This is a genomic window from Bradyrhizobium sp. 1, assembly GCF_023073315.1.
Classification (GTDB): Bacteria; Pseudomonadota; Alphaproteobacteria; order Rhizobiales; family Xanthobacteraceae; genus Bradyrhizobium.
In genome coordinates, this window is record NZ_JADPJH010000002.1 from 256076 (window position 1) to 278718 (window position 22643).

Annotated in this window: 20 protein-coding genes; 10 read left to right on the forward strand and 10 right to left on the reverse strand. The window is 66.0% G+C overall.

What is annotated here, in order from left to right:
- The first annotated feature begins 150 nt into the window (after nt 1-150).
- The 9 genes from IVB29_RS01105 to IVB29_RS01145 all read left to right on the forward strand — a co-directional run bounded on the left by IVB29_RS01105 (nt 151) and on the right by IVB29_RS01145 (nt 9611).
- Nucleotides 151-936 carry an IclR family transcriptional regulator gene (locus IVB29_RS01105; protein WP_247501541.1) on the forward strand — a complete coding sequence of 262 codons (786 nt, stop codon included), beginning with the start codon at nt 151-153 and terminating at the stop codon, nt 934-936.
- Nucleotides 933-1808, forward strand: coding sequence for an ABC transporter permease (locus tag IVB29_RS01110; protein WP_247501542.1), 876 nt, complete (start codon nt 933-935; stop codon nt 1806-1808). The genes IVB29_RS01105 and IVB29_RS01110 overlap by 4 nt, the downstream gene beginning before the upstream one ends.
- Before the next feature lie 5 nt (nt 1809-1813).
- Nucleotides 1814-2677, forward strand: a complete 864-nt coding sequence (locus IVB29_RS01115) for an ABC transporter permease (protein WP_247501543.1) — start codon at nt 1814-1816, stop codon at nt 2675-2677.
- A 30-nt stretch (nt 2678-2707) separates the two neighbouring features.
- A complete protein-coding gene (locus IVB29_RS01120) occupies nt 2708-3766 on the forward strand; it encodes an extracellular solute-binding protein (protein WP_247501544.1) in 1059 nt (352 codons plus the stop codon).
- Nucleotides 3763-4833, forward strand: coding sequence for an ABC transporter ATP-binding protein (locus IVB29_RS01125; RefSeq protein ID WP_247501545.1), 1071 nt, complete (start codon nt 3763-3765; stop codon nt 4831-4833). The genes IVB29_RS01120 and IVB29_RS01125 overlap by 4 nt, the downstream gene beginning before the upstream one ends.
- A gap of 5 nt (nt 4834-4838) precedes the next feature.
- Nucleotides 4839-5525: an AroM family protein gene (locus IVB29_RS01130; protein WP_247501546.1), complete on the forward strand. Its 687-nt coding sequence runs from the start codon at nt 4839-4841 to the stop codon at nt 5523-5525.
- Nucleotides 5522-6628: a DUF917 domain-containing protein gene (locus IVB29_RS01135; protein ID WP_247501547.1), complete on the forward strand. Its 1107-nt coding sequence runs from the start codon at nt 5522-5524 to the stop codon at nt 6626-6628. Before IVB29_RS01130 ends, IVB29_RS01135 begins: the two co-directional genes overlap by 4 nt.
- Before the next feature lie 6 nt (nt 6629-6634).
- Nucleotides 6635-8188 (forward strand): hydantoinase/oxoprolinase family protein, encoded by a 1554-nt coding sequence (locus IVB29_RS01140; protein ID WP_247501548.1) that lies wholly within the window; start codon nt 6635-6637, stop codon nt 8186-8188.
- A 142-nt stretch (nt 8189-8330) separates the two neighbouring features.
- Nucleotides 8331-9611 carry a YadA-like family protein gene (locus IVB29_RS01145; protein ID WP_247501549.1) on the forward strand — a complete coding sequence of 427 codons (1281 nt, stop codon included), beginning with the start codon at nt 8331-8333 and terminating at the stop codon, nt 9609-9611.
- Between the two features lie 480 nt (nt 9612-10091).
- Here IVB29_RS01145 and IVB29_RS01150 read toward each other — a convergent pair whose 3' ends face one another.
- The 6 genes from IVB29_RS01150 to IVB29_RS01175 all read right to left on the reverse strand — a co-directional run bounded on the left by IVB29_RS01150 (nt 10092) and on the right by IVB29_RS01175 (nt 17005).
- On the reverse strand, nt 10092-11588 hold the full coding sequence (locus IVB29_RS01150; protein ID WP_247501550.1) for an ABC transporter substrate-binding protein: 1497 nt from the start codon (nt 11586-11588) through the stop codon (nt 10092-10094).
- A gap of 53 nt (nt 11589-11641) precedes the next feature.
- Nucleotides 11642-12646, reverse strand: coding sequence for an oligopeptide/dipeptide ABC transporter ATP-binding protein (locus tag IVB29_RS01155; RefSeq protein WP_247501551.1), 1005 nt, complete (start codon nt 12644-12646; stop codon nt 11642-11644).
- On the reverse strand, nt 12643-13656 hold the full coding sequence (locus tag IVB29_RS01160; RefSeq protein WP_247501552.1) for an ABC transporter ATP-binding protein: 1014 nt from the start codon (nt 13654-13656) through the stop codon (nt 12643-12645). The genes IVB29_RS01155 and IVB29_RS01160 overlap by 4 nt, the downstream gene beginning before the upstream one ends.
- Nucleotides 13657-13658: 2 nt before the next feature.
- Nucleotides 13659-14552 carry an ABC transporter permease gene (locus IVB29_RS01165; RefSeq protein WP_247501553.1) on the reverse strand — a complete coding sequence of 298 codons (894 nt, stop codon included), beginning with the start codon at nt 14550-14552 and terminating at the stop codon, nt 13659-13661.
- On the reverse strand, nt 14549-15499 hold the full coding sequence (locus IVB29_RS01170; protein WP_247501554.1) for an ABC transporter permease: 951 nt from the start codon (nt 15497-15499) through the stop codon (nt 14549-14551). The genes IVB29_RS01165 and IVB29_RS01170 overlap by 4 nt, the downstream gene beginning before the upstream one ends.
- Nucleotides 15500-15583: 84 nt before the next feature.
- Complete coding sequence (locus tag IVB29_RS01175; RefSeq protein WP_247501555.1) at nt 15584-17005, reverse strand: amidase family protein; 1422 nt, start codon at nt 17003-17005, stop codon at nt 15584-15586.
- 121 nt (nt 17006-17126) lie between these two features.
- Here IVB29_RS01175 and IVB29_RS01180 point away from each other — a divergent pair, with 121 nt between their 5' ends.
- Nucleotides 17127-18014 (forward strand): LysR substrate-binding domain-containing protein, encoded by an 888-nt coding sequence (locus IVB29_RS01180; protein WP_247501556.1) that lies wholly within the window; start codon nt 17127-17129, stop codon nt 18012-18014.
- Between the two features lie 172 nt (nt 18015-18186).
- On the opposite strand, the gene IVB29_RS01185 is transcribed toward IVB29_RS01180, so the two are convergent.
- Genes IVB29_RS01185 through IVB29_RS01200 form a run of 4 tightly spaced genes read right to left on the reverse strand, consistent with a single transcriptional unit; the run spans nt 18187 to nt 22635 of the window.
- On the reverse strand, nt 18187-19122 hold the full coding sequence (locus IVB29_RS01185; RefSeq protein WP_247501557.1) for a carbohydrate kinase: 936 nt from the start codon (nt 19120-19122) through the stop codon (nt 18187-18189).
- Nucleotides 19123-19127: 5 nt separating this feature from the next.
- The gene (locus IVB29_RS01190) at nt 19128-20774 is read right to left on the reverse strand and encodes an FGGY-family carbohydrate kinase (protein ID WP_247501558.1); all 1647 of its coding nucleotides are present in this window, start codon (nt 20772-20774) and stop codon (nt 19128-19130) included.
- Nucleotides 20775-20812: 38 nt separating this feature from the next.
- Nucleotides 20813-21586: an SDR family oxidoreductase gene (locus tag IVB29_RS01195; protein WP_247501559.1), complete on the reverse strand. Its 774-nt coding sequence runs from the start codon at nt 21584-21586 to the stop codon at nt 20813-20815.
- A 41-nt stretch (nt 21587-21627) separates the two neighbouring features.
- A complete protein-coding gene (locus IVB29_RS01200; protein ID WP_247501560.1) occupies nt 21628-22635 on the reverse strand; it encodes an ABC transporter ATP-binding protein in 1008 nt (335 codons plus the stop codon).
- Nucleotides 22636-22643: the final 8 nt, after the last annotated feature.

Below are 22643 nucleotides of genomic sequence, written 5' to 3' on the forward strand. Positions count from 1 at the left end.
CAGTGCGCCGCGTCTTCTTCCGAGCGACCTTCCGCCGCAGCTGCGCAATCGGGCGCCACCTTGCGCGAAATTTTCGCTTGCCCGTTTCTGCGCCATGCTTAGAATTTGGGACAAGGTTCCGAAATATGGAACTACCTTGGACCGACCTTCATGAGCGCCCTCACCAACGCCATCGAGATCCTGCGCTGCTTTTCCAGCGCGCGGCCGGATTTGTCATTTGCGGACGTGATGGCATTGACGGGCAAGCCGAAGAGCTCGACCTCGCGGCTGCTGCGATCCTTGCGCGACTGCGGCCTGCTCGAGCAGGACCCGCACACCCGCCGCTACCGGCCGGGCCTTCTCACCTTCGAGCTCGGCCGGCTGCACCGCGCCCATGACGACCTCATCAGCATGGCCGAGCGTGAGCTGCGCGAGGTCTGCGCGCGCACCGGTCACACCGGCTACATCGCCGTGCTCGACGGTTACGAGCAGGTCGTGCTCCGGATCGTGCCGGGCTCGAATCCGCTGCGTGTGGTCAATCCGCCCGGCCAGCGCACACCGGCGCTCGCGACCTCGAACGGCCGCGCCATGCTCGCGCGTCTCACCGACGAGGACATCCGCACGCGCGTGCCGGCGACCTATCCAAAGCTGCCGCGCAATTCGCCGCAGAGTTTTAAGCAGCTGATGCTGCGCCTGAACGAGATCCGCGGCAGCGGCGTGTCGGAAGCGGCCGATGAATCGATCGAAGGCGTGGGCTCGCAGGGCTTCGCGCTCAAGAGCGGCGAGACCGGCGAGATGGTCGGGATCGCGGTGTCCTATTCGGTGCAGGCGACCACCGCCGCCGAGCGCGCCAATGTCCGCCGCGAGCTCGCGGCAATGGCCGCGAAATTGCGACGGCTGACCGGCGACGCGCTCGATCAGGACTCCGCCGCGCGCATCCGGACGGGGACGCGATGAGCAGCACCGCGACCACGCGCCCCAACGGACTTGCGCTCTTCATCCTTCCGAGCGCGCTGCTGTTCGCGCTGTTCTTCTTCCTGCCGATCGGGCTGATGGCGGTGATGAGCGTGCTCACCGGCAATCCGGTGGTGATGCCGAAGGTCGCCTTCACCACGCGTCACTACGCGCGCATGATCGGCGATCCCTTTTATCTCGAAGTGATCTGGACCACGATCCGGATCGGGCTCGTGACCACGCTGGTCGCGCTTCTGATCGGCTATCCCCTGGCGCACTGGATGGCGCGCATCAAAAGCCGCACCGGTCACGCGCTGCTGCTGATGGCGGTGCTGGCGCCGATGCTGACCGGCATCGTGGTCCGCACCTTCGCCTGGATGACGCTGCTGTCCGACAAGGGCGTGATCAACCAGACCCTGATCTCGCTCGGCCTCATCTCTCAGCCCCTGAAGCTGATGTACACCGAAACGGGCATCGTGGTCGGCCTCGTCCACATCTACGTCCCCTTCATGGTGCTGACGCTGACCGGCGTGATCGGCCGCATCGACGAGCGGCTGGAGCAGGCCGCGGAAAATCTCGGCGCGAGTCCCTTGCGGGCCTTCCTCGAAGTGACACTGCCGCTCAGCCTGCCCGGCATCCTCGCCGGCTCGCTTCTGGTGTTCGCGCTCGCAATCAGCGCCTATGTCACACCGATCCTGCTCGGCGGCTTCCAGATCATGACGCTGCCGATCCTGATCTACCAGCAGATCTCCGCGAACTTCAACGTCGGCTTCGCCGCCGCGCTCGGCATCATCCTGCTCATGATCTCGCTTCTGCTCGTCATCGCCTATAACCGCGCGCTCGGCCTCGTCTCCGGCCAACGCGAATTGCAGTGAGGCCGATGATGCAGGGCACGGCCTCACACAGTCCTTCGCTCGCGGCACCTCAACAGGCAACGCGCACGGCCGCAGCCGCGCGGCCCTACGGTCGTTATCTCTATCTCGCCATCAACATCGCCATCCTGGTCTTCCTGCTGGCGCCGATCGCCGTCGTCGTCGTGTTCGCGCTGAACCCGACGCCGTTCATCCAGTTTCCGCCGGTCGGTGTGTCCTTGCGCTGGTTCGAAAAGTTCTTCGCCTCGCGCGACTTCATGCACGCGCTCTGGTTCAGCCTCGAAGTCGCGGTTCTCACCACGGTGTCCGCGACCGCGCTTGGCGCCTCCGCGGCATTGGCACTCGCACGCGGCAATCTGCCAGGCACAAGGCTGATCGTGGCGACCATGCTCTCGCCGCTGATGCTGCCGGCGATCTTGACCGGGCTCGCGCTGTTCCAGACCTATGTGCTGCTCGACGTGGGACGTCCAACCTGGGGCCTCGTTGCCGGCCACACGCTGGTGACGCTGCCTTACGTGGTGCGCACGACGCTCGCCGTGCTGCATAATTTCGACACGCGCCTGGAAGAGGCCGCACAGAATCTCGGCGCAAGTCCGTTGCGCACCTTCTTCGAGGTGACGCTGCCGCTGATCAAGCCCGGCGTGCTCGCGGGCGCGATCTTCGCTTTCATCGTCTCCTTCGACCAGTTTCCGGTGTCGCTGTTCCTGGTCAGCCCGGGCAACGAGACGCTGCCGGTCACGCTGTTCAACTATCTCAAGTTCGATCTGGACGGCACCATCGGAGCGGCCTCGGTCGTCTCGATCGTGCTCGCCTTTGTCGTCGTCATCGGGCTCGACCGCACCGTCGGCTTGCGCTCCTACGTAAAATTGTAACCGCTCATTGCAACCTTAGGGATTCGAGACATGATGAAAGCTTTGGGACCGCTCAGCCGCCGCCGCTTTCTGACCGCGAGCGCCTCGCTCGGCATCGGCACGATGGCCGCGCCCTACGTCGCGCGCGCCGACGATCCGACGCTGCGCATCACCGGCTGGGGCGGAAAGTGGGGCGAGGTGATGAAGGCCGAGATCGGCCCCGCCTTCGAGAGCGAGTTCAAGTGCAAGCTCCAGATCGATTCCGCGTTTCCCTATCTGCCAAAACTCCAGGCGAGCTCGCGCTCCGCGCCGATCTACGACGTGATGCACACCAATTCCAACGAGCAATGGGCCGCGGCCGAAATGGGCCTGGTCGAGCCGAAGATCGACGCGAAGCTCGTGCCGAACCTCGCCGACGTCTATCCCTACGCCATCAGCGACAAGATCGTCGGCGTCTCGATCTTCACCAGCGCCATCGGCCTCGGCATGCGCACCGACAAGGGCTACAGCGGCGTCACCTCCTGGAAGGAGCTGTGGGACGCGAAATACAACGGCGTGCGCGGCGGCTATGTCATCCCCGTCAACAGTCTCGGCCAGGCTTTCCTGATGATGTGCGGCACGCTGTTCGGCAAGGGCCAGCTCGATCTCGACGCGGCCTATATGGCGCTGGAGAAACTGAAGCCGATCAAGATCGTCGATTTCACCGGCGCGATGGAGAAGATGCTGTTGTCGGGCGAAGTCGGCATGTGCGTCATCCACGATTCCGGCATTTACCGCTATGACGGGCAGAACCAGCCGACCGATTTCGTTTCGCCGAGCGAAGGCGTGCTCTCGCTGGAGCAGGTCCTCACCATCACGCCCGGCAGCAAGATGAAGGAGCTCGCCAACGCCTACGTCAACTACATGCTCCGTCCCGAGGTGCAGAAGCGCCTTGCCGAGACCGTGTGGTATTCGCCGGCCAACAAGAAGGTCAAGCTCGACGCCAAATACGACGCCAAGCTGCTGACCACGCCCGAGAAGGTCTCGAAGCTGATCCAGGTCGACTGGAAGTGGTACAACGAGCGCAAGGACGAGATCGACCAGCGCGTCAACCGGATCTTCCGCGCATGAGCGCGTCGATCGAGATCGCCGGCGTCAGCAAGGTCTATGACGGCGGCGTGCGCGCGGTCGATGCGGTCGCGATGGACATCAGGCAGGGCGAGTTCTTCTCCCTGCTCGGCCCGTCCGGCTGCGGCAAGACCACGACACTGCGCATGATCGCCGGCTTCGAGATCCCGAGCGCGGGTGCGATCCGCGTCGACGGCGCCGACATCACCCACGTGCCCGCGCACAAGCGCGACATGGGCATGGTGTTCCAGAACTACGCGCTCTTCCCCCATCGCACCGTCGCCGAGAATGTCGCCTTCGGCCTGCGCATGCGCGGGCTCGACAAGGCGACCATTGCGGCCAAGGTGAAGGCGGCGCTTGCCATGGTCGAGCTGTCCGGCCTCGAGGACCGCCGCCCGGCGCAGCTCTCCGGCGGCCAGCAGCAGCGTGTCGCGCTTGCCCGCGCCATCGTGATCGCCCCGCGCGTCCTGCTCTGCGACGAGCCTCTGGGCGCGCTGGACAAGAAGCTGCGCCAGCAGATGCAGTTCGAGCTCAAGCAGCTCCAGAAGAAGCTCGGCCTGACCCTGGTGTTCGTGACCCACGACCAGGAGGAGGCGCTGGCGATGTCCGACCGCATCGCCGTGATGAACGGCGGCCGCGTCGAGCAGGTCGGCACGCCAACCGAGATCTACAACCAGCCCACCACGCGCTTCGTCGCCGACTTCATCGGCGACACCAACATCTTTCGCGGCGAGCGCGCCGGCCCGAACCTCGATGTGGGCAAGGGCCTGATCCTCGCCTTGCCGCCTTCGGAGATGCAGAGCACTGGCGTTCTCTCGGTGGCGCTGCGCCCTGAAAAAATTCGTCTCTCGCCGCGTACTGACGCCGCCGTCACAGCGGGAAGCGCCGCCCGCGGCGTCATCGAGAGCACAAATTTTCTCGGTGGCGCGGTGCTCTATCGCGTCACGCTCGAGGGCGGCCATCGCGTCCTCGTGCAGCAGCCCAATGCAGGCACGAGCCGCCTGTTCGTTCCCGGCAACGGTGTCACGCTCGACTGGACGCCGGCCGATCTCGTCGTCTTGAAGGACTAGCCCACATGAACATGCCATTGAAGCACCAGCGCATCGGAGTGGTCGTGATCGGCCAGAGCCCGCGCCCCACCGTCGCCTCCGAAATCGCCGCCGTGCTGACGCCGGGCATCGAGATCGAGCTGCGCGGCGCACTCGATGGCATGAGCCGCGCCGAGATCGACGCCATCCCGCCGATGGACGGGTACGACACGCTGTTCACGCTGCTGCCGAACGGCGATGGCGTCACCATCAGCAAGAAGGAAGTCGAGCGCCGCGCCAGCCAGCAGATCACCCGCTTCAAGCACGAGGGCGTCGGCGTGACGCTGATGGCGTGCACCGGCAAATTTCCCAATCTTGCGGCCGATGGCCTCGTCATCCTGCCCTCGGCCATCCTGCACAATCTCGTCGAGGCCGTGCTGCCGAACGGCCGGCTCGGCGTGTTTTCGCCGCTGGCCGAACAGACAGCGCTGATCGACAAGAAATGGCAGCGCGAGGGCGTCGATGTGGTCGGCATCACCTTGCGTCCCGGCTCGGACGATACCGCGGTCGACGAAGCCGCGCGCACGATGGCGGAGCTCGAGCCCGATCTCGTGGTGATGGACTGCATCAGCTACACCAGCGCCAATAAGGCGCGCGTGCGCAAGGCCTATCCCGGTCCTGTTATCCTCGGCATCGCCGCCGCGGCCCGTATCGTCGAGGAGCTGGTGTCGTGAGCAAAGCGGAATTGAAGACGATCAGCCTCGAGGAGATCGAGTCGCTCGCGGTCGGCGCCTGGATTCTCGGCACCGGCGGCGGCGGCAGCCCCTATCTCGGCCTGCTCAATCTGCGTCGGCTCTATGCCGAGGGTACCCGCGTGCAGTTGATGTCCCCGCTCGACCTCGATGACGACGACTGGGTCGCCGTGGTCTCCAACATGGGTGCACCGCTGGTCGGACAGGAACGCCTCGCCGACAGCCGCAACATCGCGCGCGCCGTACGCATGCAGGAAGAGATCAACGGCATCAAGTTCCGCGCCGTGATGTCGGTGGAGATCGGCGGCGGCAACGGCGTGCAGGCGCTGATGGCGGCCGCGCATCTCGGCATCCCCGTGGTTGACGCCGACTGCATGGGGCGCGCCTTCCCAGAGGCGCAGATGACATCGGTCGCGATCGGCGATTTGCGCCCCTACCCCTGCACGCTCTACGATCCGCGCGGCATCGAAGCGGTTGTAACGAAAGTGCCGACCTGGAAGTGGATGGAGCGGGCGAGCCGCAAGATCTGCGTCGAGATGGGCTCGATCGCCTCCACCAGCAAGGCGCCGCGCACCGGACGCGAGGTCAAGGACTGGGGCATCCACTTCACCACCACCAAGGCAATCGGCATCGGTCGCGCCGTGCAGGAGGCGAACCGTCGTCACGAGGATCCGATCGCGGCGCTGCTCGAAACCGAAGGCGGCAAGAAACTGTTCACCGGCAAGATCGTCGACGTCGCCCGGCGCACCACGGAGGGATTCTTGCGCGGCTCGGCGATGGTCGATGGCAGCGATGCGGATCGCGGCACGAAGCTCAAGCTCTCGTTCCAGAACGAATGGATCGTGGCCTGGCGCGGCGAGGACGCCATCGCGACGTCGCCCGATTTGATCTGCGTGCTCGACAGCGTCAACGGCCACGGCATCGGCACTGAGACCATCCGCTACGGCCAGCGCGTCACCGTCGTCGCCCTGCCGGCACCACCGGTGCTGACGAGCCCCCGAGGTCTCGAATTCGTCGGCCCACGCGCCTTCGGCTACGACCTCGACTTCCGTTCACTCTTCTCGCCCGCTGCGGCCGGAGCTTAAGACCCCATGAAGCGTATTGGCATCGATGTCGGCGGCACCAACACGGACGCCGTGCTGATCGTCGACGAGAAGGTCGTTCATTCCGTCAAGCGCCCGACCACGGCCGACGTGACCTCGGGCATCCTGGACGCGCTGAAGGCGCTCCGCGCGGAACCTGCGGCCGCGGTGAAGGTGGACGCGGTGGTGATCGGCACCACGCATTTCATCAACGCGGTGGTGCAGCGCCGCCACGTGCAGAAGATCGCCGCGATCCGCATCGGCATGCCCGCGAGCGCCTCGCTGCCGCCGTTCTGCGACTGGCCCAGCGACCTCGCGTCCCTCGTCAATGGCGAGATCTTCATGCTGGAGGGCGGCCACGATTACGACGGCCGACCGTTCATGCCGCTCGACATCGCCGGCCTCAAGAACGCGGCGCGAAAGATCAAGGATTCGGGCCTGCGCTCGGTCGCGGTGTGCTCGAGCTTCTCGCCGCTCGATCCCTCCTGTGAGACGGCGGCCCGCGAGATCCTCGCGGAGATCTGCCCTGATGTCGCGGTGACGATGTCGCACGATCTCGGCCGCATCGGCCTGCTGGAGCGCGAGAACGCCGCGCTGCTCAACGCCTCCCTGCACGATCTCGCCATCACCACGGTCGCAGCCTTCCGCAACGCGATTGCCGACAGCGGCATCGATGCGCCGCTGTTCCTGACCCAGAACGACGGCACGGTGATGCAGGCCGAGATCGCCACCGCCTTCCCGGTGATGAGCTTTGCCTCCGGCGCCACCAACTCCATGCGCGGCGCGGCGCATCTGTCCGGCCTCGACGACGCCATGGTCGTCGACGTCGGCGGCACCACTTCGGACATCGGCCAGCTCCGTCACGGTTTTCCGCGCGAGGCGAATGCCGTGGTCGAGGTCGGCGGCGTCCGCACGCTGTTCCGGATGCCTGATCTCCTCTCGATCGGGCTCGGCGGCGGCAGCCATGTCGACGAGGATCCGGTTCGCGTCGGCCCACTCAGCGTCGGCTACCGCCTGACGTCGGATGCACTGGTGTTCGGCGGCTCGCGCCTCACCGCCACCGACATCGCGGTCGCGGCGGGCTTGATCGACATCGGCGACCGCTCGCGCGTCGCCAATCTACCGAAGCGGCTGATCGAGGCCGCGATGCGCGATGCCTGGCGCAAGCTGGAGGAAGACATCGACCGCATGAAGACCGAGGCCGGCGACGTGCCGCTGCTTGCGGTTGGCGGCGGCGCCTTCCTGGTGCCGGATCGCCTGCCGGGTATTTCCGAGATCGTGCGCGTGCCGCATGGCGACTGCGCCAATGCGGTGGGCGCCGCGATCGCGCAGGTCTCTGGCGAAGCCGATCAGGTGTTCCGCGACCTCAGCCGTGAGGATGCGATCGCAGCGGCGCGCGATATCGCAGCCGACCGCGCCGTCCAGGCCGGCGCCGCACGTGACAGCCTCAAGACCGTCGATGTCGAGGACATGCCGATCGCCTATCTGCCCGGCAATGCGCTCCGCGTGCGCGTCCGTGTTGCAGGGGCGATTGCCGATCCGGATCTGCCCGCGGCGGCCTGACAAAGTCGGCCGATGCATCCCTGCAACAGGTGGTCGAAAAACCACCGCCGGATACCCGCATTCAGTCTTCTTCAACTCTTCGGTTGATGCCGGACCGACATCCCTCCCCCAGATTGCCGCGGCAACGGGAATGGAGTCGGTCATGCGCGCAGCTATCGGAAGCGGAAGAGAGGGTGGTTCCCCCGGCAGGCTGTTTCGCGTGGGCATCTCCTGCCTTGCTCTCGTTGCCGCAACGGCCGTGTTTCAGACGGGCCCGGCCCGCGCGGCCGATTATGCTGCGGGTGGCGGCCTGATCAACGCCCCGTCCGGCCATGCGACCGCGGTCGGCGACACCGCAACGACGACCGGTGTGGATGCCACCGCCTATGGCAATTCCAGCAGCGCCAATGGCGAAGCTGCGGTGGCGGTCGGCTCGCTAAGCACCGCGATCGGCAGCGCCGCGATCGCACTCGGGGGGCACGCCAGCGCGAACGGGGCTTCGGCCACCGTTGTCGGCACGAACAGCACCGCGATCGGCACCAACGCGACCGCAATCGGACAGGGCAACTCGGCCACCGGCAATAGCGCCACGGCGATCGGACAGTCCAGCATCGCGAACGGCGAATTTGCGACCACAACGGGTCAGGTCGCAGTCGCACAAGGTCAGTTCACGACCGCGACCGGTGCGAGCAGCAGCGCCGTTGGAACCGCGGCCAGCGCGTTCGGTTACGACAGTGCCGCGAGCGGAACCGGCGCCACGGCCATCGGCACGCGCAGCGTCGCAAACGGGGATTCGGCAACGGCGCTCGGCAACGACAGCAGGGCCAATGGCGAGACCGCGACATCGATCGGCACGTCGAGCCGCGCAACGGGCATCAACACCACTGCGCTCGGCGTAGCCAGTACGGCAGTCGTCGACGGCGCCACCGCAATCGGTGCCAATGCAGGCGTGGCCGGGGTCAACGGCACGGCGATCGGCACCGGCGCCAACGCGGCGGCCGCCAACTCCGTCGCCATCGGTGCCAACTCGGTCGCGACGCAAGCGAACACGGTGTCGTTCGGCACGGCCGGCAACGAGCGCCGCCTCACCAATGTCGCCGCCGGCATCAACCCAACCGATGCGGTCAACATGAGCCAGCTCACCGGCCTCACCGCCGGCTTCCAGTCGCAGCTCTCAGGCCTCCAGGCCGAAGTCACCGCCAACCAGCGCGAGGCGCGCGCCGGCACGGCACTCGCACTCGCCGCCACCGGCCTGCAATACGATCATCGCCCGGGCAAAGCCTCGATCTCGGGCGCGGTCGCCAACTACAAGGGACAATCCAGCCTCGCCGTCGGCTTCGGCTACGCGGTGTCGGATCGCTGGCGGGTGAATGCGGCGGTGACGTCGGCGCCGCAGGTGGGTGATTTCGGTGCCGTCGCAGGCGCGTCGTTCACGCTGAATTAGGGAGCGCGGCGACGCGGTCAAACAAAAAGTGTGAAAACAACCCCATGCACAGTAGCCGGGGATAGCGAAATCAACGGCTTACGCGGGGCGGTGCGCGGGCAGGCCACGAGGCTAAGACAGACCCGGCACCCGAGTGAGTCTGCGTCTACCGGCGCCGATGCCCTCTCCCACGCAGCAACGGGCATCCCCGATTTGACTCGTCGGGCAAAACAGGGGTATGATGCTAATATTCCGAAATCGCTACGGTCGCCTCGTCCTTCTCCCCTTGTGGAAGAAGGTGGCGCGTAGCGCCGGATGGGGGTCTCTATCCGCGCGATCGGCTCGCGAGATTCGTGTGCCGCGCTCGGCTCGCGAGATTCGTGTGCGGAGACATACCCCTCACCCTAGTGAGTCCGCGTCTACGAGCGTCGCTGCCCTCTCCCGCAAGGGGAGAGGGCGCTACAACGGGCGACGCGCGCCTCGAACGACGAGACTGGCCCCCTACTCCCAATACCAAGTCGAGAAATCGTTCTCGTATTGCGGCACGTCTTTCCAGACGCCCTTCAGCTTCTTGGCTGTGATGGTGATCAGCTGCGGCTGGTAGAGGTAGGCGGAGACCGCGTCGGTGGCGAGCATGCGCTGGGCGTCGCCGAGGAGTTTTGCGCGGGCGGATTCGTCGGGCGTCGACACGATCTGCTTGTAGAGCGCGTTGAACGTCTCGTTGTTGTAGCCGAGATAATAGTCGGGCTCGGTGATCTTGACGAGATCGAACGGCTCGACATGGCTGACGATGGTGAGGTCGAAATTATGCGGGCCGTTGCCGGCGAACACCTGCGACAGCCATTGCGCCCATTCGACGTTCTCGATCTTGGCGATGATGCCGACCTTGGCGAGCTGGGCCGCGACGATTTCGCCGCCCTGCCGCGCATAGGACGGCGGCGGCAGCTTGAGCGAGAGTTCGAGCGGCGTGGTGACGCCGGCTTCAGCGAGCAGCTTCTTGGCCTTCTCGGGGTCGTAGGGGTTGATGCCCGTGGTATCGACGAAACCGAGCGCACCCGGCACATAAAAACTGCCGATCGGCGTGCCGAACCCGTCCACCGCGCCATCGATCATGGCCTTGCGGTCGATCGCGGCGAGGATGGCGCGGCGGACGCGGACGTCATCCAGCGGCTTCTTGCGCTCGTTGATCGCGACGATGGTCTTGGCCTTGGAGCCGCCGACCAGCACCGAGAAACGCGGATCGGATTTGAACTGGGGCAAGGCACGGGCCGCGGCGACGCGCGGGAATGCATCGACGTCGCCCGACAGCAGCGCCGCCACCTGCGCCGCTGGATCGGAGATGAAGCGGATCGTCACCTTCGCGAGCTTGATCGCGGCGGCGTTACGGTGGTCGGCCCATTTGGTCAGGGTCATCGAGGAGCCCTTGGCCCAGGCTCCCAGCTGATAGGGTCCGGTGCCGACCGGCTGCGTGACATTGGTGGCAGCGCTCTTCGGCTCGACGATCGAGGAGCTCGCCTGTCCCATCAGGAACGGCAGGTTCGGCTCAGAATATTTCATAGAGATCACGATGGTGTCGGCGTCGGGCGCGTCGACCTTCTCGAAAGCCTGAAACAGGCTCTTGTCCTTGTTGGTGCTGGTGGCGGCAGCGTTGCGCTCGAACGAGAATTTCACGGCGGCGGAATCGAAAGCCTCGCCGTTCTGGAATTTGACACCCTTGCGCAGCTTGAACGTATAGGTCTTGAGGTCGGGCGAAGCGGTCCAGCTCTCGGCCAGAAGCGGCGAGACCGTGCCGTCCTCGTTGATCTTGGTCAGGGTCTCATAGATGTTGTAGAGCGTGACCTCGGCGATCGCGGCGGCTGCGGCGTTGGTGGGATCGAGCCCCGGCGGCTCCAGCGCCATCGCCATGACGACGCTGTCCTTCTTGCTCTGCGCCAGTACCGGCAGCGGCGCTGCGGCAAGCGCGGCGGCAAATGCGATGATCGATAGTTTCCTGAACATGCGTAACTCCCAGCCTTCTCTCGTCCCAGCCTACGCCAATCTTGCAGCAGACACTAACCTTCCATGGTCGCCTGCGGCAACGCCATCACCGCCTCCGCCTTGTGGCAGGCTGCGGAATGGCCCTCGCCCAGCTTGCGTAGCAAGGGCGGAACCTCGCGGCAATGCTGGTCGGCCAGCGCACAGCGCGCGACATAGGGACACCCCGTCGCCGTCGCCGATTGCGAGGCGATCGCCTGGGCTCCGCGCCGGCGCCGGCGACCGCCGGCGCGCGCCCGCGGTACGGCGTCCAGCAGCGCCCGCGTATAGGGATGGGCACAGTGCTCGAACAGATCCTCCGGCCGTCCCTGCTCGACGATCCGGCCGAGATACATCACCGCGACCTCGTCGCAAAGATAGTCGACCACGGCGAGGTCGTGGCTGATCAGGACGTAGCTGAGCCCGAACTGCTCCTGGAGGTCCTGCATCAGGTTCAGCACCTGCGCCTGCACGGAGACGTCGAGCGCGGAGACCGGCTCGTCGGCGACGATCAGTTTTGGCTGGGTGATCAGTGCGCGCGCGATGGCGATGCGCTGGCGCTGGCCGCCGGAGAATTCGTGCGGATATTTCTCCATGTCGGCATCGCGCAAACCCACCTGACGCAGCACCGCTGCGACACGTTCGCGGAAGGTGGTGCGGTCGGCGCCATCAAGCACGGTGAGCGGCTCGGCGACGATGCGCGCGATGGTCTGGCGCGGATCGAGCGACCCATAAGGATCCTGGAACACCATCTGGAAATCGCGGCGGGCGCGGCGCAGCTCATCGGCCGGGATGCGGTTGAGGTCGCGGCCGAGCAGCGCGACCTGCCCCGAGGTCGGCCGCTCCAGCGCCATCACCACGCGCGCAAACGTGGATTTGCCGGAGCCGGACTCGCCGACGATGCCGAGGCTCTTGCCGGCCTGGACCTGTACGCTGACGCCGTTCAGCGCGCGCACCTGGCCCGGCGGACGAAACAGGCTCTCGCGCGGCAGCATGTAGCGCTGCTCGAGATCCGTCACATCGAGAAGAGGCGCAGTGCTCATGCGGACAGCGCTCCCACATTCGCGGCCATCGAGACATCGGTGCGCACGCAGCGCACGACGTGGCTGGGACCGACTTCGACCATCGGCGGCAGCGCCGTGCGGCATTTGTCCTCGACCAGCGGGCAGCGGTCGCCGAAGGCGCAGCCCGGCGGCAGATCGGCAAGCTCCGGCACGGTGCCCGAAATCGTCATCAGCCGCGTTCCCTTGCGTGCGCCGAGTTTTGGGCGGGCTCGGAACAGGCCCTGCGTGTAGGGATGGCCCATGCGGCGGAAGACTTCGTCGGTCGGCCCGCTCTCGACGACGGTACCGCCATACATCACCATCATGCGCTGCACGTTCTCGGCGATGACGCCGAGATCGTGCGAGATCAGGATCATCGACATGCCACGCTCCTCGACGAGATCGGCGATCAGGTCGAGGATCTGGCCCTGGATGGTGACGTCGAGCGCGGTGGTCGGCTCGTCCGCGATCAGCAAATCGGGCTCGCAGGCGAGCGCCATGGCGATGGTGACGCGCTGGCGCTGGCCGCCGGAGAACTGGTGCGGATAGGCATCGATGCGCTTTGCCGGATCGGGCAGTCCGACACGGTCGAGCAAGGCGATCGCCTCGCGCCGCGCCTGCGCCGCCGAATATTTCTTGTGACGCCGCAGCGGCTCGGCGACCTGATGGCCGATCGTGTGCATCGGGTTGAGCGCGGTCATCGGCTCTTGAAAGATCATGCTGATGCGGTTGCCGCGCAGCTTGCAATAATCGGCATCGGCAAGGCCGGCGAGTTCGTTGCCATCGAGCCTGATGCTGCCGGTGATGACGGCGCTGTCGGGCAACAGGCCCATCAGCGACAGTGCGGTGACCGATTTGCCGCAGCCGGATTCACCGACGAGCCCGAGCGTTTCGCCACGCTTCAGCGCAAAGCTGACGCCACGCACGGCCTGCGCCGGCCCGCGGCTGGTGTTGAGGCGGACGCCGAGATTGCTGACGTCGATCAGCGGTGCGGTTGCGGGATCAGCCATCGTCATCGCTCCCGCGCCAGCCGGGGATCGAGCAGGTCGCGCAATCCGTCGCCGAGCAGATTGAGGCCGAGCACGGCGATTGCGATGGCCGCACCCGGATAGACCGCAAGCATCGGCGACTGGAACAGCAAGGTCTGCGCGTCGTTCAGCATGCGGCCCCAGGACGGCTGCGGCGGCTGCGTGCCGAGGCCGAGATAGGACAAGGCGGCTTCGGCAAGGATCGCGAGCGCGAACTGGATGGTGACCTGCACGATCAGGATCGACAGGATGTTGGGCAGGACATGCTCGATGGTGATGCGAAACTTGCCCTTCCCCGAGGCGCGCGCGGCCAGCACGAACTCACGCGCCCAGATCGCATTGGCCGAGCCGCGCGTCAGCCGGATCAGCGTCGGGATCTGGAAAATGCCGATCGCGATGATCGAGGTCACCATGCCGGGCCCTACGACGGCGGCGAGCATGATCGCCGAGAGCACGGCCGGAAAGGCGAATGTGAAGTCGGAGAAGCGCATGATGATCTCTTCGGTCCAGCCGCGCCTGGCCGACGCGATCAGGCCGAGGCAGACGCCGAAGGTCAGACCGATGCTGACCGCGATGATGCCGACCATGATGGTGGAGCGGGCACCGGCAAGCAGCAGCGAGACGATATCGCGGCCGAAGGAATCGGTGCCAAGCCAGTGCTCCATCGACGGTGGCCGGAGTTTTGAGGCGATATCGATCTCGTAGGGCGACCACGGCGTCCAGACCAGCGACAACAGTGCCGAGGCAAGCACCAGAAGGCTGAGCGCACCGCCCAGCACAAAACTGCGATGGCGCAGCGCGCGGCCCCAGAAGGTCTTGGCCGGCAGACGCCGCGTCGCGGCGGTTGCGTCAATCGGGCTGGTCAAGGGCGCGCTCACAAATCGTGCACCTTGATGCGAGGATCGATATAGGCATAGAGCACGTCGACCACGAAATTGACGATGACGACCATGGTCGCGAGCAGCATCACGCAATTGCGCACCACGATCAGGTCGCGGTTGGCGATCGACTGGAAGATCAGCCGGCCAAGGCCCGGCAGGTAGAATACGTTCTCGATCACGATGGTGCCGGCGAGCAGGTTGGCGAATTGCAGCCCCATCACCGTCATCACGGGGATCATGGCGTTGCGCAGCACATGGCTCCACAGCACCTCGCGCTTGCCGAGTCCCTTCGCGCGCGCAGTGCGGACGAAGTCTTCGCGCAACACCTCCAGAACCGCCGAGCGCGTGACGCGCGCAAGGATCGCGGCCTGCACCACCGCGAGCGAGATTGCCGGCAGCAGCAGCGATTTGATCCCGAGCCAGATGCCGTCCTCCCAGCCCGGGAAGCCGCCCGCCGAGAGCCATTGCAGCCGCACCGAGAACAGCAGGACCAGAAGAATCGCGAACCAGAAATTCGGCAGCGCGATGCCGACTTGCGTCAGCGACATCACGCCGACATCGCCGAACTTGTTGTGATTGGCCGCGGTGTAGATGCCGGCCGAGAGCGCCAAGGTCACCGTGATCAGCATCGACATGATCGCGAGCGGAATGGTCAGCACCATCCGCTCCGCGATCAGGCTGGCGACAGATGTGCCGTACACATAGGAGTTGCCGAGATCGCCGATCAGAAGTCCCTTGATCCATTGCAGATAGCGGACCGCCAGCGGTTGGTCGAGCCCGAGCTTGACCGTGAGCGCGCGGACCGCGTCCACTGACGCATCCGCGCCCATCAGCATCTGCGCGGCGTTGCCCGGAAGCGCATCCAGCACCAGGAAGATGATCAGGGATGCGCCGACCAGCGTCGCCAGCAAGGTCAACAGACGTCGGAGGACAAATACGCTCATGCGCGCTCGGTTTCAGGGCTCATCAGCGGCACGAACACCATGTCCGGACGACGGACGCAAGGGCTTTGCTGCATGCGCATGCCGTCATTCCGGCCAGCGGGAGAGAAGGTCGCCTGACGCCTCGAACAGCGCGCTGACGCGCAGCAATTCGGCATCCGCCCGGAAGCGGCCGACCAGCTGGAGGCCGATCGGCAGGCCGTCGCGGCCAAAGCCTGAGGGAAGGCTGATGGCGGGATGCCCGGTCATGTTGAAGGGCATGGTCCAGGGGAACCAGTGCGGCCGCACGCTGTCGAAATGCACCCCGTCGATCTCGATGGTGCCGAATAAATCTTGGCTGATCGGCAGTGCGGTGCGGGTGAGGGTCGGCATCGCCAGAAAGTGCCCGCGCGCAAGCAGGGATTGCACGCGGCGGAACAGCGCGGTGCGCGCGAACATCGCCTCCTGGTAGTCGACGCCGCTGACTTCGGTGGCGAGCGCGAGCTGCTTGAGGAAGGCCTCGCTCAGCGCGTCCCCATGCTCGGCCGCGAGTTTGGCAAAGCGCGTGCGCCAGAGGGTATGGTTGATGGCGCGCCAGATCGGCTCGATGTCAAAACCTTCGCCGGAGAATTCCTCGAGCTCGGCGCCAAGACCCGCCAGCCGGTCGAGGCTCGCCTTGAAGCTGGCTTCAACTTCGGCGGACACCGGACGGCCCGGCGGTGTCAGGCAGTACAGGATCCGCTGCCCGCGCAGATCGCCGTGCGGAGCGGCGGTGCCGATGAAGTCGGGCACGGGAACGCCGATCGACCAGGGATCGACAGGGTCCTCGCCTGCCATCGCCTGCATCATCAGCGCGGTGTCGGCGACGGTGCGCGTCATCGGCGTGACATAGGTCTGGTTGCCGAACACATCCAGCGCCTGGCTGTGCGGAATGATGCCGTTGCTCTGCTTCAGCCCGACCACGCCGTTGCAGGCGGCGGGAATTCGGGTCGAGCCGCCGCCGTCGGTCGCGATCGCCAGCGGTGCGATGCCGCTCGCCACCGCCACCGCCGCGCCGCCACTGGAGCCGCCGGAGGACCGGCAGGCGTCCCACGCATTGCGGGTGCGGCCGAACAGGGGCGAATCCGTCAGGCACTTGCTGCCGAACTCGGGCGTCGTGGTCTTGCCGATCAGGATCGCGCCCGCGCTGCGCAGCCGCGCCACCGCCACCGCATCCTCGGTGGGCACATTGTCCTTGTAGGGAACGGCGCCGAAAGTGGTCTTCACACCCTTGGTGTTGACGATGTCCTTGACGGTGACGGGGATGCCGTGCAGCAGGCCGAGCGGCTCGCCGGCCATCATCTTGCGCTCAGCCGCGCGGGCCTCGGCAAGCGCCTCATCGCCACAGAGCGTGATGAAGCAGTTCAGTTCGCCCTGGAGCGCCTCGGCGCGGGCGAGCACGGCGCGGGCGAGCTCGACGGGGGATATCTGCTTTGTCGCGATGAGGCCGCGCAGCTCGGTTGCGGACAGCAGACAGGGATCGCCGTTCATCGTCACATCGCTCCGAAGCCGGCCGCCACTGGCCGATAGCATTGACAGCGATCATGACAGTTTTGTTAACTCTTCGTCCAATACGATTTTTGTCGCCAACCCATACGTTTTCGGTATGCCAATGGATCTTCGCCGGCTCCGCTATTTCGTCGCCGTCGCCGAGGCGCGCAGCATCGGCAAGGCCGCCGAGCGCCTGCGCATGGCGCAGCCGCCGCTCTCGGTGCAGATCCGCAAGCTCGAGGCCGAGATCGGCGCGCCGCTGTTCCGCCGCGGCACGCGCGGCATGGACCTCACCGAAGCAGGCCAGGCGCTGCTGGCGCGCGCCAGCGAAGCGCTGGCGCTGGCCGTCGACGGCGCCGAAGCCGCGCGCGCGGTCGCCTCGGGGCGGCGCGGGCGGCTGTCGGTCGGCTACATGTTCGTGCTGGCGAATGCCGTGCTGCCGCGGCTCATTCCCGAGCTGCGCCGGTCGGTTCCCGGCGTCGACCTCGAATTCGCCGAGCTGAGCGCCACGACGCGCGAGGCCCGGGTGCTCGACCGCGGCGTCACGGTCGCGCTGTGCATGCCGGCCATCAACCATCCCGAGATCCAGGTGGCGCGGATCGGCGCGCAGCCCTTCATGCTCGTGATGCCAACCAGCTCGCCACTCGCCCGCCTGGGCCCGGTGCCGATGGCCCGGTTGCACGGCCGTCCGCTGATCGCACTGCCGCATCCGGACCATGGGCCCGCATCGTCCGCCGTGGTCCCTCTGCTGCGGCGGCACCAGGTGGTGATGCCGATCGCGAGCCGGGTCGAGACGGTGCATTCGGCAATGAGCCTGGTTCTGGCGGGCGAAGGTCTTGCGATCCTTCCGGCCTGTGCGCAGCTCGGCGCGCCACGCGGCATCGTGTTCAGGCCGCTGCGTGACGTCACCGATTCCCTCGACATCGCGGTGTGCTGGCGGCGGGATTCGCAGAGCCCGTTGATCAAGACTTTTCTCAAATGCGCCGAGAAGGCCGTCGCGCGGCTGTGAGGCGGGGAAGTTTTCCCCTCGCCCCTTGGGGGAGAAGGTGGATCGCCGCGAAGCGGCGAGACGGATGAGCGGTTCACCCCGCTAGCAAATCTCTCGATGTGAGTTCGCGGAGACAACCCCTCGTCCGGCGCTTCGCGCCATCTTCTCCCGCAAGGGGAGAAGGAAGAGCGCGCTACCGAATCGAATTGACCTCACGGCTCCAGGGCGGATCGGCGCCCGGACGGGTGCAGGTGAGACCTGCGCAATTGGCGGCAATGGACAGCGCGCGGCGGAGCTCCTCAGTGCTGATGTCCTTAAGCTGCTGACGCGCAAGACGCCCCTGCTTGTGCAGGGCGAACAGCAGCGCCGCCTGAAAGCTGTCGCCGGCCCCGATCGTGTCGGCGATCTCGATCTTGGGCGCGACAACCTCGATCTGCCCTGCTCCCGCATGCCAGGCGATGGCGCCATTGTTACCGCGAGTGATCACGACGAGGCCGGCGCCCTGCGCAAGCAGCATGTTCGCCCGCTGTTGATACGGCTCCTCGCCGAACAGATAGGCGAAGTCGACGTCGGACATCTTGATGAGATCGGCGGTCCTTGCGAACTCCGCCATGCGCGCGAGATAGGCCGGTTTGTCCTTGACCAGATTGGGGCGGCAGTTCGGATCGAAGGAGATCGTGGACGATGCCCGTGCGTCCGCGATCAGCGCTTTGGTCTCGGCGGCGCCCTGGTCGTTGACCAGCGTGGTCGAGCCGACATGGAGCGCCTCGACATCTGCAAACGGAATTGTCCCGCGCCGGTAGGTCCAGCTCCGCGTCGCGGTCTCGGCGTCATAGAAGGCGTAGTGCGACTCGCCTGCGACGATGCGGACGAAGGCGAGCGTGGTCTGGTGATCGCTGCGCGTGGCAAGGCCGAGCTCGACGTTCGAGGCGGCTGCGTGATCGGCGATCATGCGGCCGAACAGGTCGGTCGAGATGCCGCCGACAAAGCCGGAGGGCCCACCGAGCCGCGCCATGCCGATCGCGACGTTGAGACAGGAGCCGCCGACGGCGGGCATCACCGCCTCGCGCCCCTCAATGTTTCGCGTCGGCACGAAATCGATCAGCGCATCGCCGCAGGATAACAGCATTCGTTTCAACCTCTGGCGATGTCGCGCATCGCGGCACGGCTGCCGCGATCGACCTCGCGCAACAGCTTATAGACCTCGCGTTTGCGGGCGTGAAACGCGGCCATGTCGGGCGCGGTCGGCTCGCTCTTCCGCCCCAGCGTCGACATCTTGGCCATGGTTTCTCCGATCGAGGCGTAAGCGCCGCCGGCGACTGCACCGAGCATCGCAGCGCCCAGCAGCACCGGCTCCCTGGTCTGCGGCAGCGCAACGGTGAGGCCGGTGGTATCCGCCATGATCTGCCGCACCAGCGGACTGCGGCTGGCGCCGCCGCCCATGATCATGATGCTGGAGTGAACGCCATGCGCGGCAAAGGCCTCGATCACCTCTGCAAGCCCATAGGCGAGCCCGCACAGGCCGGCGACGAACAACCGTTCCATCGAACTGACGTCGGTGTCGAGGTCGAGGCCCGCGATCACCGCGCGGGTATCGGGGTCGGCATAGGGCGAGCGATTGCCGATGAATTCAGGCAGCACATGGATGTCGCGGGCCAGCAGCGCGGCGCGGCTGGCATCACCCGTGCGCGCGATGATGCGGCGCTCGAGGAATTCAATGAGGTCGACGCCCTCACTCCGCGCCGCCGCGCTGGCATCAGTGTGGCCAGGATGCGACTTGAGGAGATGGTCGATCGCGGCGCCCGCGGCCGACTGGCCGCCTTCGTTGAGCCAGACATCCGGCACCATGCCGGAATAATAGGGGCCCCATACGCCCGGCACGAAGCACGGCTCCTTCGTCGTCGCCATGATGCAGGCTGACGTTCCCATGATGTAGGCGAGGCGGTCACTGACATCGCTGGTCCCGCCGGAGCCGTCGCGGCCGCCGATCGCGCCGATGCCGCCGGCATGCGCATCGATCAGGGACGCGCCGACCGGCGTGCCCGGCGACAGGCCGAGCTCGGCCGCGGCTGTGCGGTTGAGACCTTCGCCAAGCCGCGTGCCGGGCGCGACGATGTCGGTGCCGATGCGGGTGTATTGCTCGTTGACAAAGTCCGACAGGCCGATGCGTTTGAAGAACGGCGCGCTCCAGCCGCCGCCGTCATGCGCGAGGTAGTTCCATTTGCAGGTGACGGTGCAGGTCGACCGTTGCAGCGAGCCGGTTGCGCGCCAGGTCAGATAGTCTGCCAGATCGAAAAAATGCCCGGCGGCATCGAAGCTCGCGCGCAGATGCCGCTTGAGCCACAACAGTTTCGGCATCTCCATCTCGGGCGAGATCGAGCCGCCGACATAGCGCAGCACGGCATCCTCAGTCTCGTTGATCAGCCGCGCCTCGGCCGTGGCACGATGGTCCATCCAGACGATGACGTTGCGCTGCCTGTCGCCGGAGGCGCTGACGGTGACCGGCTCGCCCTCGCGATCGAGCACCACCAGGGAACAGGTGGCGTCGAAACCGATGCCGCCGACACGATCGGGAGCAATGGCAGCCTCCGCCATCGCCGCCCGCACCGATGTCACGCATGCGTCCCAGATGTCCTGGGACGATTGCTCGACGATGTCGCCGGCCTCATGCCAGATCCGGATCGGATGCTTCGCCGTCGCCAGCAGCGTCCCGGCCTCGTCAAACACCCCTGCCCGTGTGCTCGTGGTCCCCACATCGACGCCGATATACGCTCGCGGCATTGTCACTCCCGGTGGCTTCCGTCAGTTTTGACGCAAGCCTACCAGCAAGTGTAGCCGCCATCCACCAGCACGATGCTGCCGGTCATCAGGCTCGCGGCCTCTGAGCTGAGGAACAAGACGACGGAGGCGATCTCCTCGACCTGCCCCATCCGCGCCATCGGAGTTCCACCGATCCAGGCGTCGTACATTTTCGGCGTGCTTTTCACGAAGGCGTTGAGGGGCGTGTCGATATAGGTCGGCGCCACCGCGTTGACGCGGATGCCGCGTGCGCCCCATTCGGCGGCCAGCGATTTTGTCAGATGGTGCACGCCGGCCTTGGAGGCGTTGTAGAAACACTGCTCCTGCGGCTTGTTGACGATGAAGCCGGACATCGAGCCGACATTGACGATGGCGCCGCTCTTCGCCTTCAGCATGTGCTTGCCGAATTCGCGGCAGCACCAGAAGGTGCCGTTGAGATTGACGTCGATGACGTTGAGCCAATGCTCATCGGTGACGGTCTCGGCCGGGGTCTCGCTGCGGGCAATGCCGGCGTTGTTGACGAGGATATCGACCTTGCCGTGACGGGCGACGAGATCGTTCGCGACCTCCGCCACCCGTTTGGTGTCGGTGACGTCCATGATCGCGGTCTCGATGTCGTAGCCTTTCGCCTTCAGCTCGGCCTTCGCGCTGTCGGCGACCTTGCTGTCGCGATCGCCGATGATCACTTTCGCGCCGGCTTCGGCCAGCGCTTCGGCGCAACCAAGGCCGATGCCCTGCCCGCCGCCGGTGATGAACGCGGTCTTGCCGGTCAGCTTGAATTTTTCCAGATACATTTTGGTATTCCCGTTTCTTGACGTTTTCTTGCCGTTTCTTGTCAGCTCCGAAGCGCGTTGCCGTCCGCGTCGAAGCGGTGGATGCGCGCGGGGTCCGGCAGCAGCGACACGTGGTCGCCGGCATGCAGGCTCAATTCGCCGATATAGCGCGCGGTCAACATGCCGAGCGAGCCGGCATCGACATAAAGGAAGGTGTCGCTGCCGAGATGCTCGGCGACCGCGATCGTGCCCTGCCAGCCGCCGGCGCCGTTACGCTCGATCTTGAGATGCTCCGGACGCACGCCGATGGTGGCCGCGCCAAGTTGCAAGGCGTTCTCGCCGGTCACGAGATTCATCTTGGGCGAGCCGATGAAGCCGGCGACGAAGAGGTTGGCGGGCTTTTCGTAGAGATCCAGCGGCGAACCGTATTGCTCGATCTTGCCGCCGTTGAGCACGACGATCTTGTCGGCCATGGTCATGGCCTCGACCTGGTCGTGGGTGACGTAGATCGCGGTGGTGCCGAGCTGCTTCTGCAGCCGGGTCACCTCGATCCGCATCTGGACGCGCAGCGCCGCGTCGAGATTGGAGAGCGGCTCGTCGAACAGGAACGCTTTGGGCTCGCGGACGATGGCGCGGCCGATGGCGACGCGCTGGCGCTGGCCGCCGGAGAGCTCGCGTGGCTTGCGGTCGAGATAGGGCGTGAGGTTCAGCGTGGTGGCCGCGGCCTCGACCTTGCGGTTGGTCTCGTCCTTCGACAAGCCGGCCATTTTCAGGCCGAAGCCGATATTGCCGCGCACGCTCATATGCGGATAGAGCGCGTAGGACTGGAACACCATCGAAAGCCCGCGCTTGGCCGGCGGCGTGTCGACGACGTTCTTGCCGTCGATCAGGATCTTGCCGCCGGAGACATCCTCGAGGCCCGCGATCAACCGCAGCAGCGTGGTCTTGCCGCAGCCGGAGGGACCGACGAACACCACGAAGGAGCCATCGGCAATCTCGAGATCGGCGCCCTTGATGATGTGCACGGGGCCGAATGATTTCTGCACGCCCTGAAGTGTGATCTGACCCATGGCAGCCC

What these genes read in the sequence shown, in the direction of transcription:
- IVB29_RS01190 (WP_247501558.1), bottom strand. Translation starts at nt 20,774, where the DNA reads ATGCCGCGAGCGTATATCGGCGTCGATGTGGGGACCACGAGCACACGG.
- IVB29_RS01170 (WP_247501554.1), bottom strand. Translation starts at nt 15,499, where the DNA reads ATGAGCGTATTTGTCCTCCGACGTCTGTTGACCTTGCTGGCGACGCTG.
- IVB29_RS01125 (WP_247501545.1), top strand. Translation starts at nt 3,763, where the DNA reads ATGAGCGCGTCGATCGAGATCGCCGGCGTCAGCAAGGTCTATGACGGC.
- IVB29_RS01200 (WP_247501560.1), bottom strand. Translation starts at nt 22,635, where the DNA reads ATGGGTCAGATCACACTTCAGGGCGTGCAGAAATCATTCGGCCCCGTG.
- IVB29_RS01140 (WP_247501548.1), top strand. Translation starts at nt 6,635, where the DNA reads ATGAAGCGTATTGGCATCGATGTCGGCGGCACCAACACGGACGCCGTG.
- IVB29_RS01180 (WP_247501556.1), top strand. Translation starts at nt 17,127, where the DNA reads ATGGATCTTCGCCGGCTCCGCTATTTCGTCGCCGTCGCCGAGGCGCGC.
- IVB29_RS01195 (WP_247501559.1), bottom strand. Translation starts at nt 21,586, where the DNA reads ATGTATCTGGAAAAATTCAAGCTGACCGGCAAGACCGCGTTCATCACC.
- IVB29_RS01110 (WP_247501542.1), top strand. Translation starts at nt 933, where the DNA reads ATGAGCAGCACCGCGACCACGCGCCCCAACGGACTTGCGCTCTTCATC.
- IVB29_RS01130 (WP_247501546.1), top strand. Translation starts at nt 4,839, where the DNA reads ATGAACATGCCATTGAAGCACCAGCGCATCGGAGTGGTCGTGATCGGC.
- IVB29_RS01175 (WP_247501555.1), bottom strand. Translation starts at nt 17,005, where the DNA reads ATGAACGGCGATCCCTGTCTGCTGTCCGCAACCGAGCTGCGCGGCCTC.
- IVB29_RS01150 (WP_247501550.1), bottom strand. Translation starts at nt 11,588, where the DNA reads ATGTTCAGGAAACTATCGATCATCGCATTTGCCGCCGCGCTTGCCGCA.
- IVB29_RS01185 (WP_247501557.1), bottom strand. Translation starts at nt 19,122, where the DNA reads ATGCTGTTATCCTGCGGCGATGCGCTGATCGATTTCGTGCCGACGCGA.
- IVB29_RS01115 (WP_247501543.1), top strand. Translation starts at nt 1,814, where the DNA reads ATGATGCAGGGCACGGCCTCACACAGTCCTTCGCTCGCGGCACCTCAA.
- IVB29_RS01145 (WP_247501549.1), top strand. Translation starts at nt 8,331, where the DNA reads ATGCGCGCAGCTATCGGAAGCGGAAGAGAGGGTGGTTCCCCCGGCAGG.
- IVB29_RS01105 (WP_247501541.1), top strand. Translation starts at nt 151, where the DNA reads ATGAGCGCCCTCACCAACGCCATCGAGATCCTGCGCTGCTTTTCCAGC.
- IVB29_RS01160 (WP_247501552.1), bottom strand. Translation starts at nt 13,656, where the DNA reads ATGGCTGATCCCGCAACCGCACCGCTGATCGACGTCAGCAATCTCGGC.
- IVB29_RS01120 (WP_247501544.1), top strand. Translation starts at nt 2,708, where the DNA reads ATGATGAAAGCTTTGGGACCGCTCAGCCGCCGCCGCTTTCTGACCGCG.
- IVB29_RS01155 (WP_247501551.1), bottom strand. Translation starts at nt 12,646, where the DNA reads ATGAGCACTGCGCCTCTTCTCGATGTGACGGATCTCGAGCAGCGCTAC.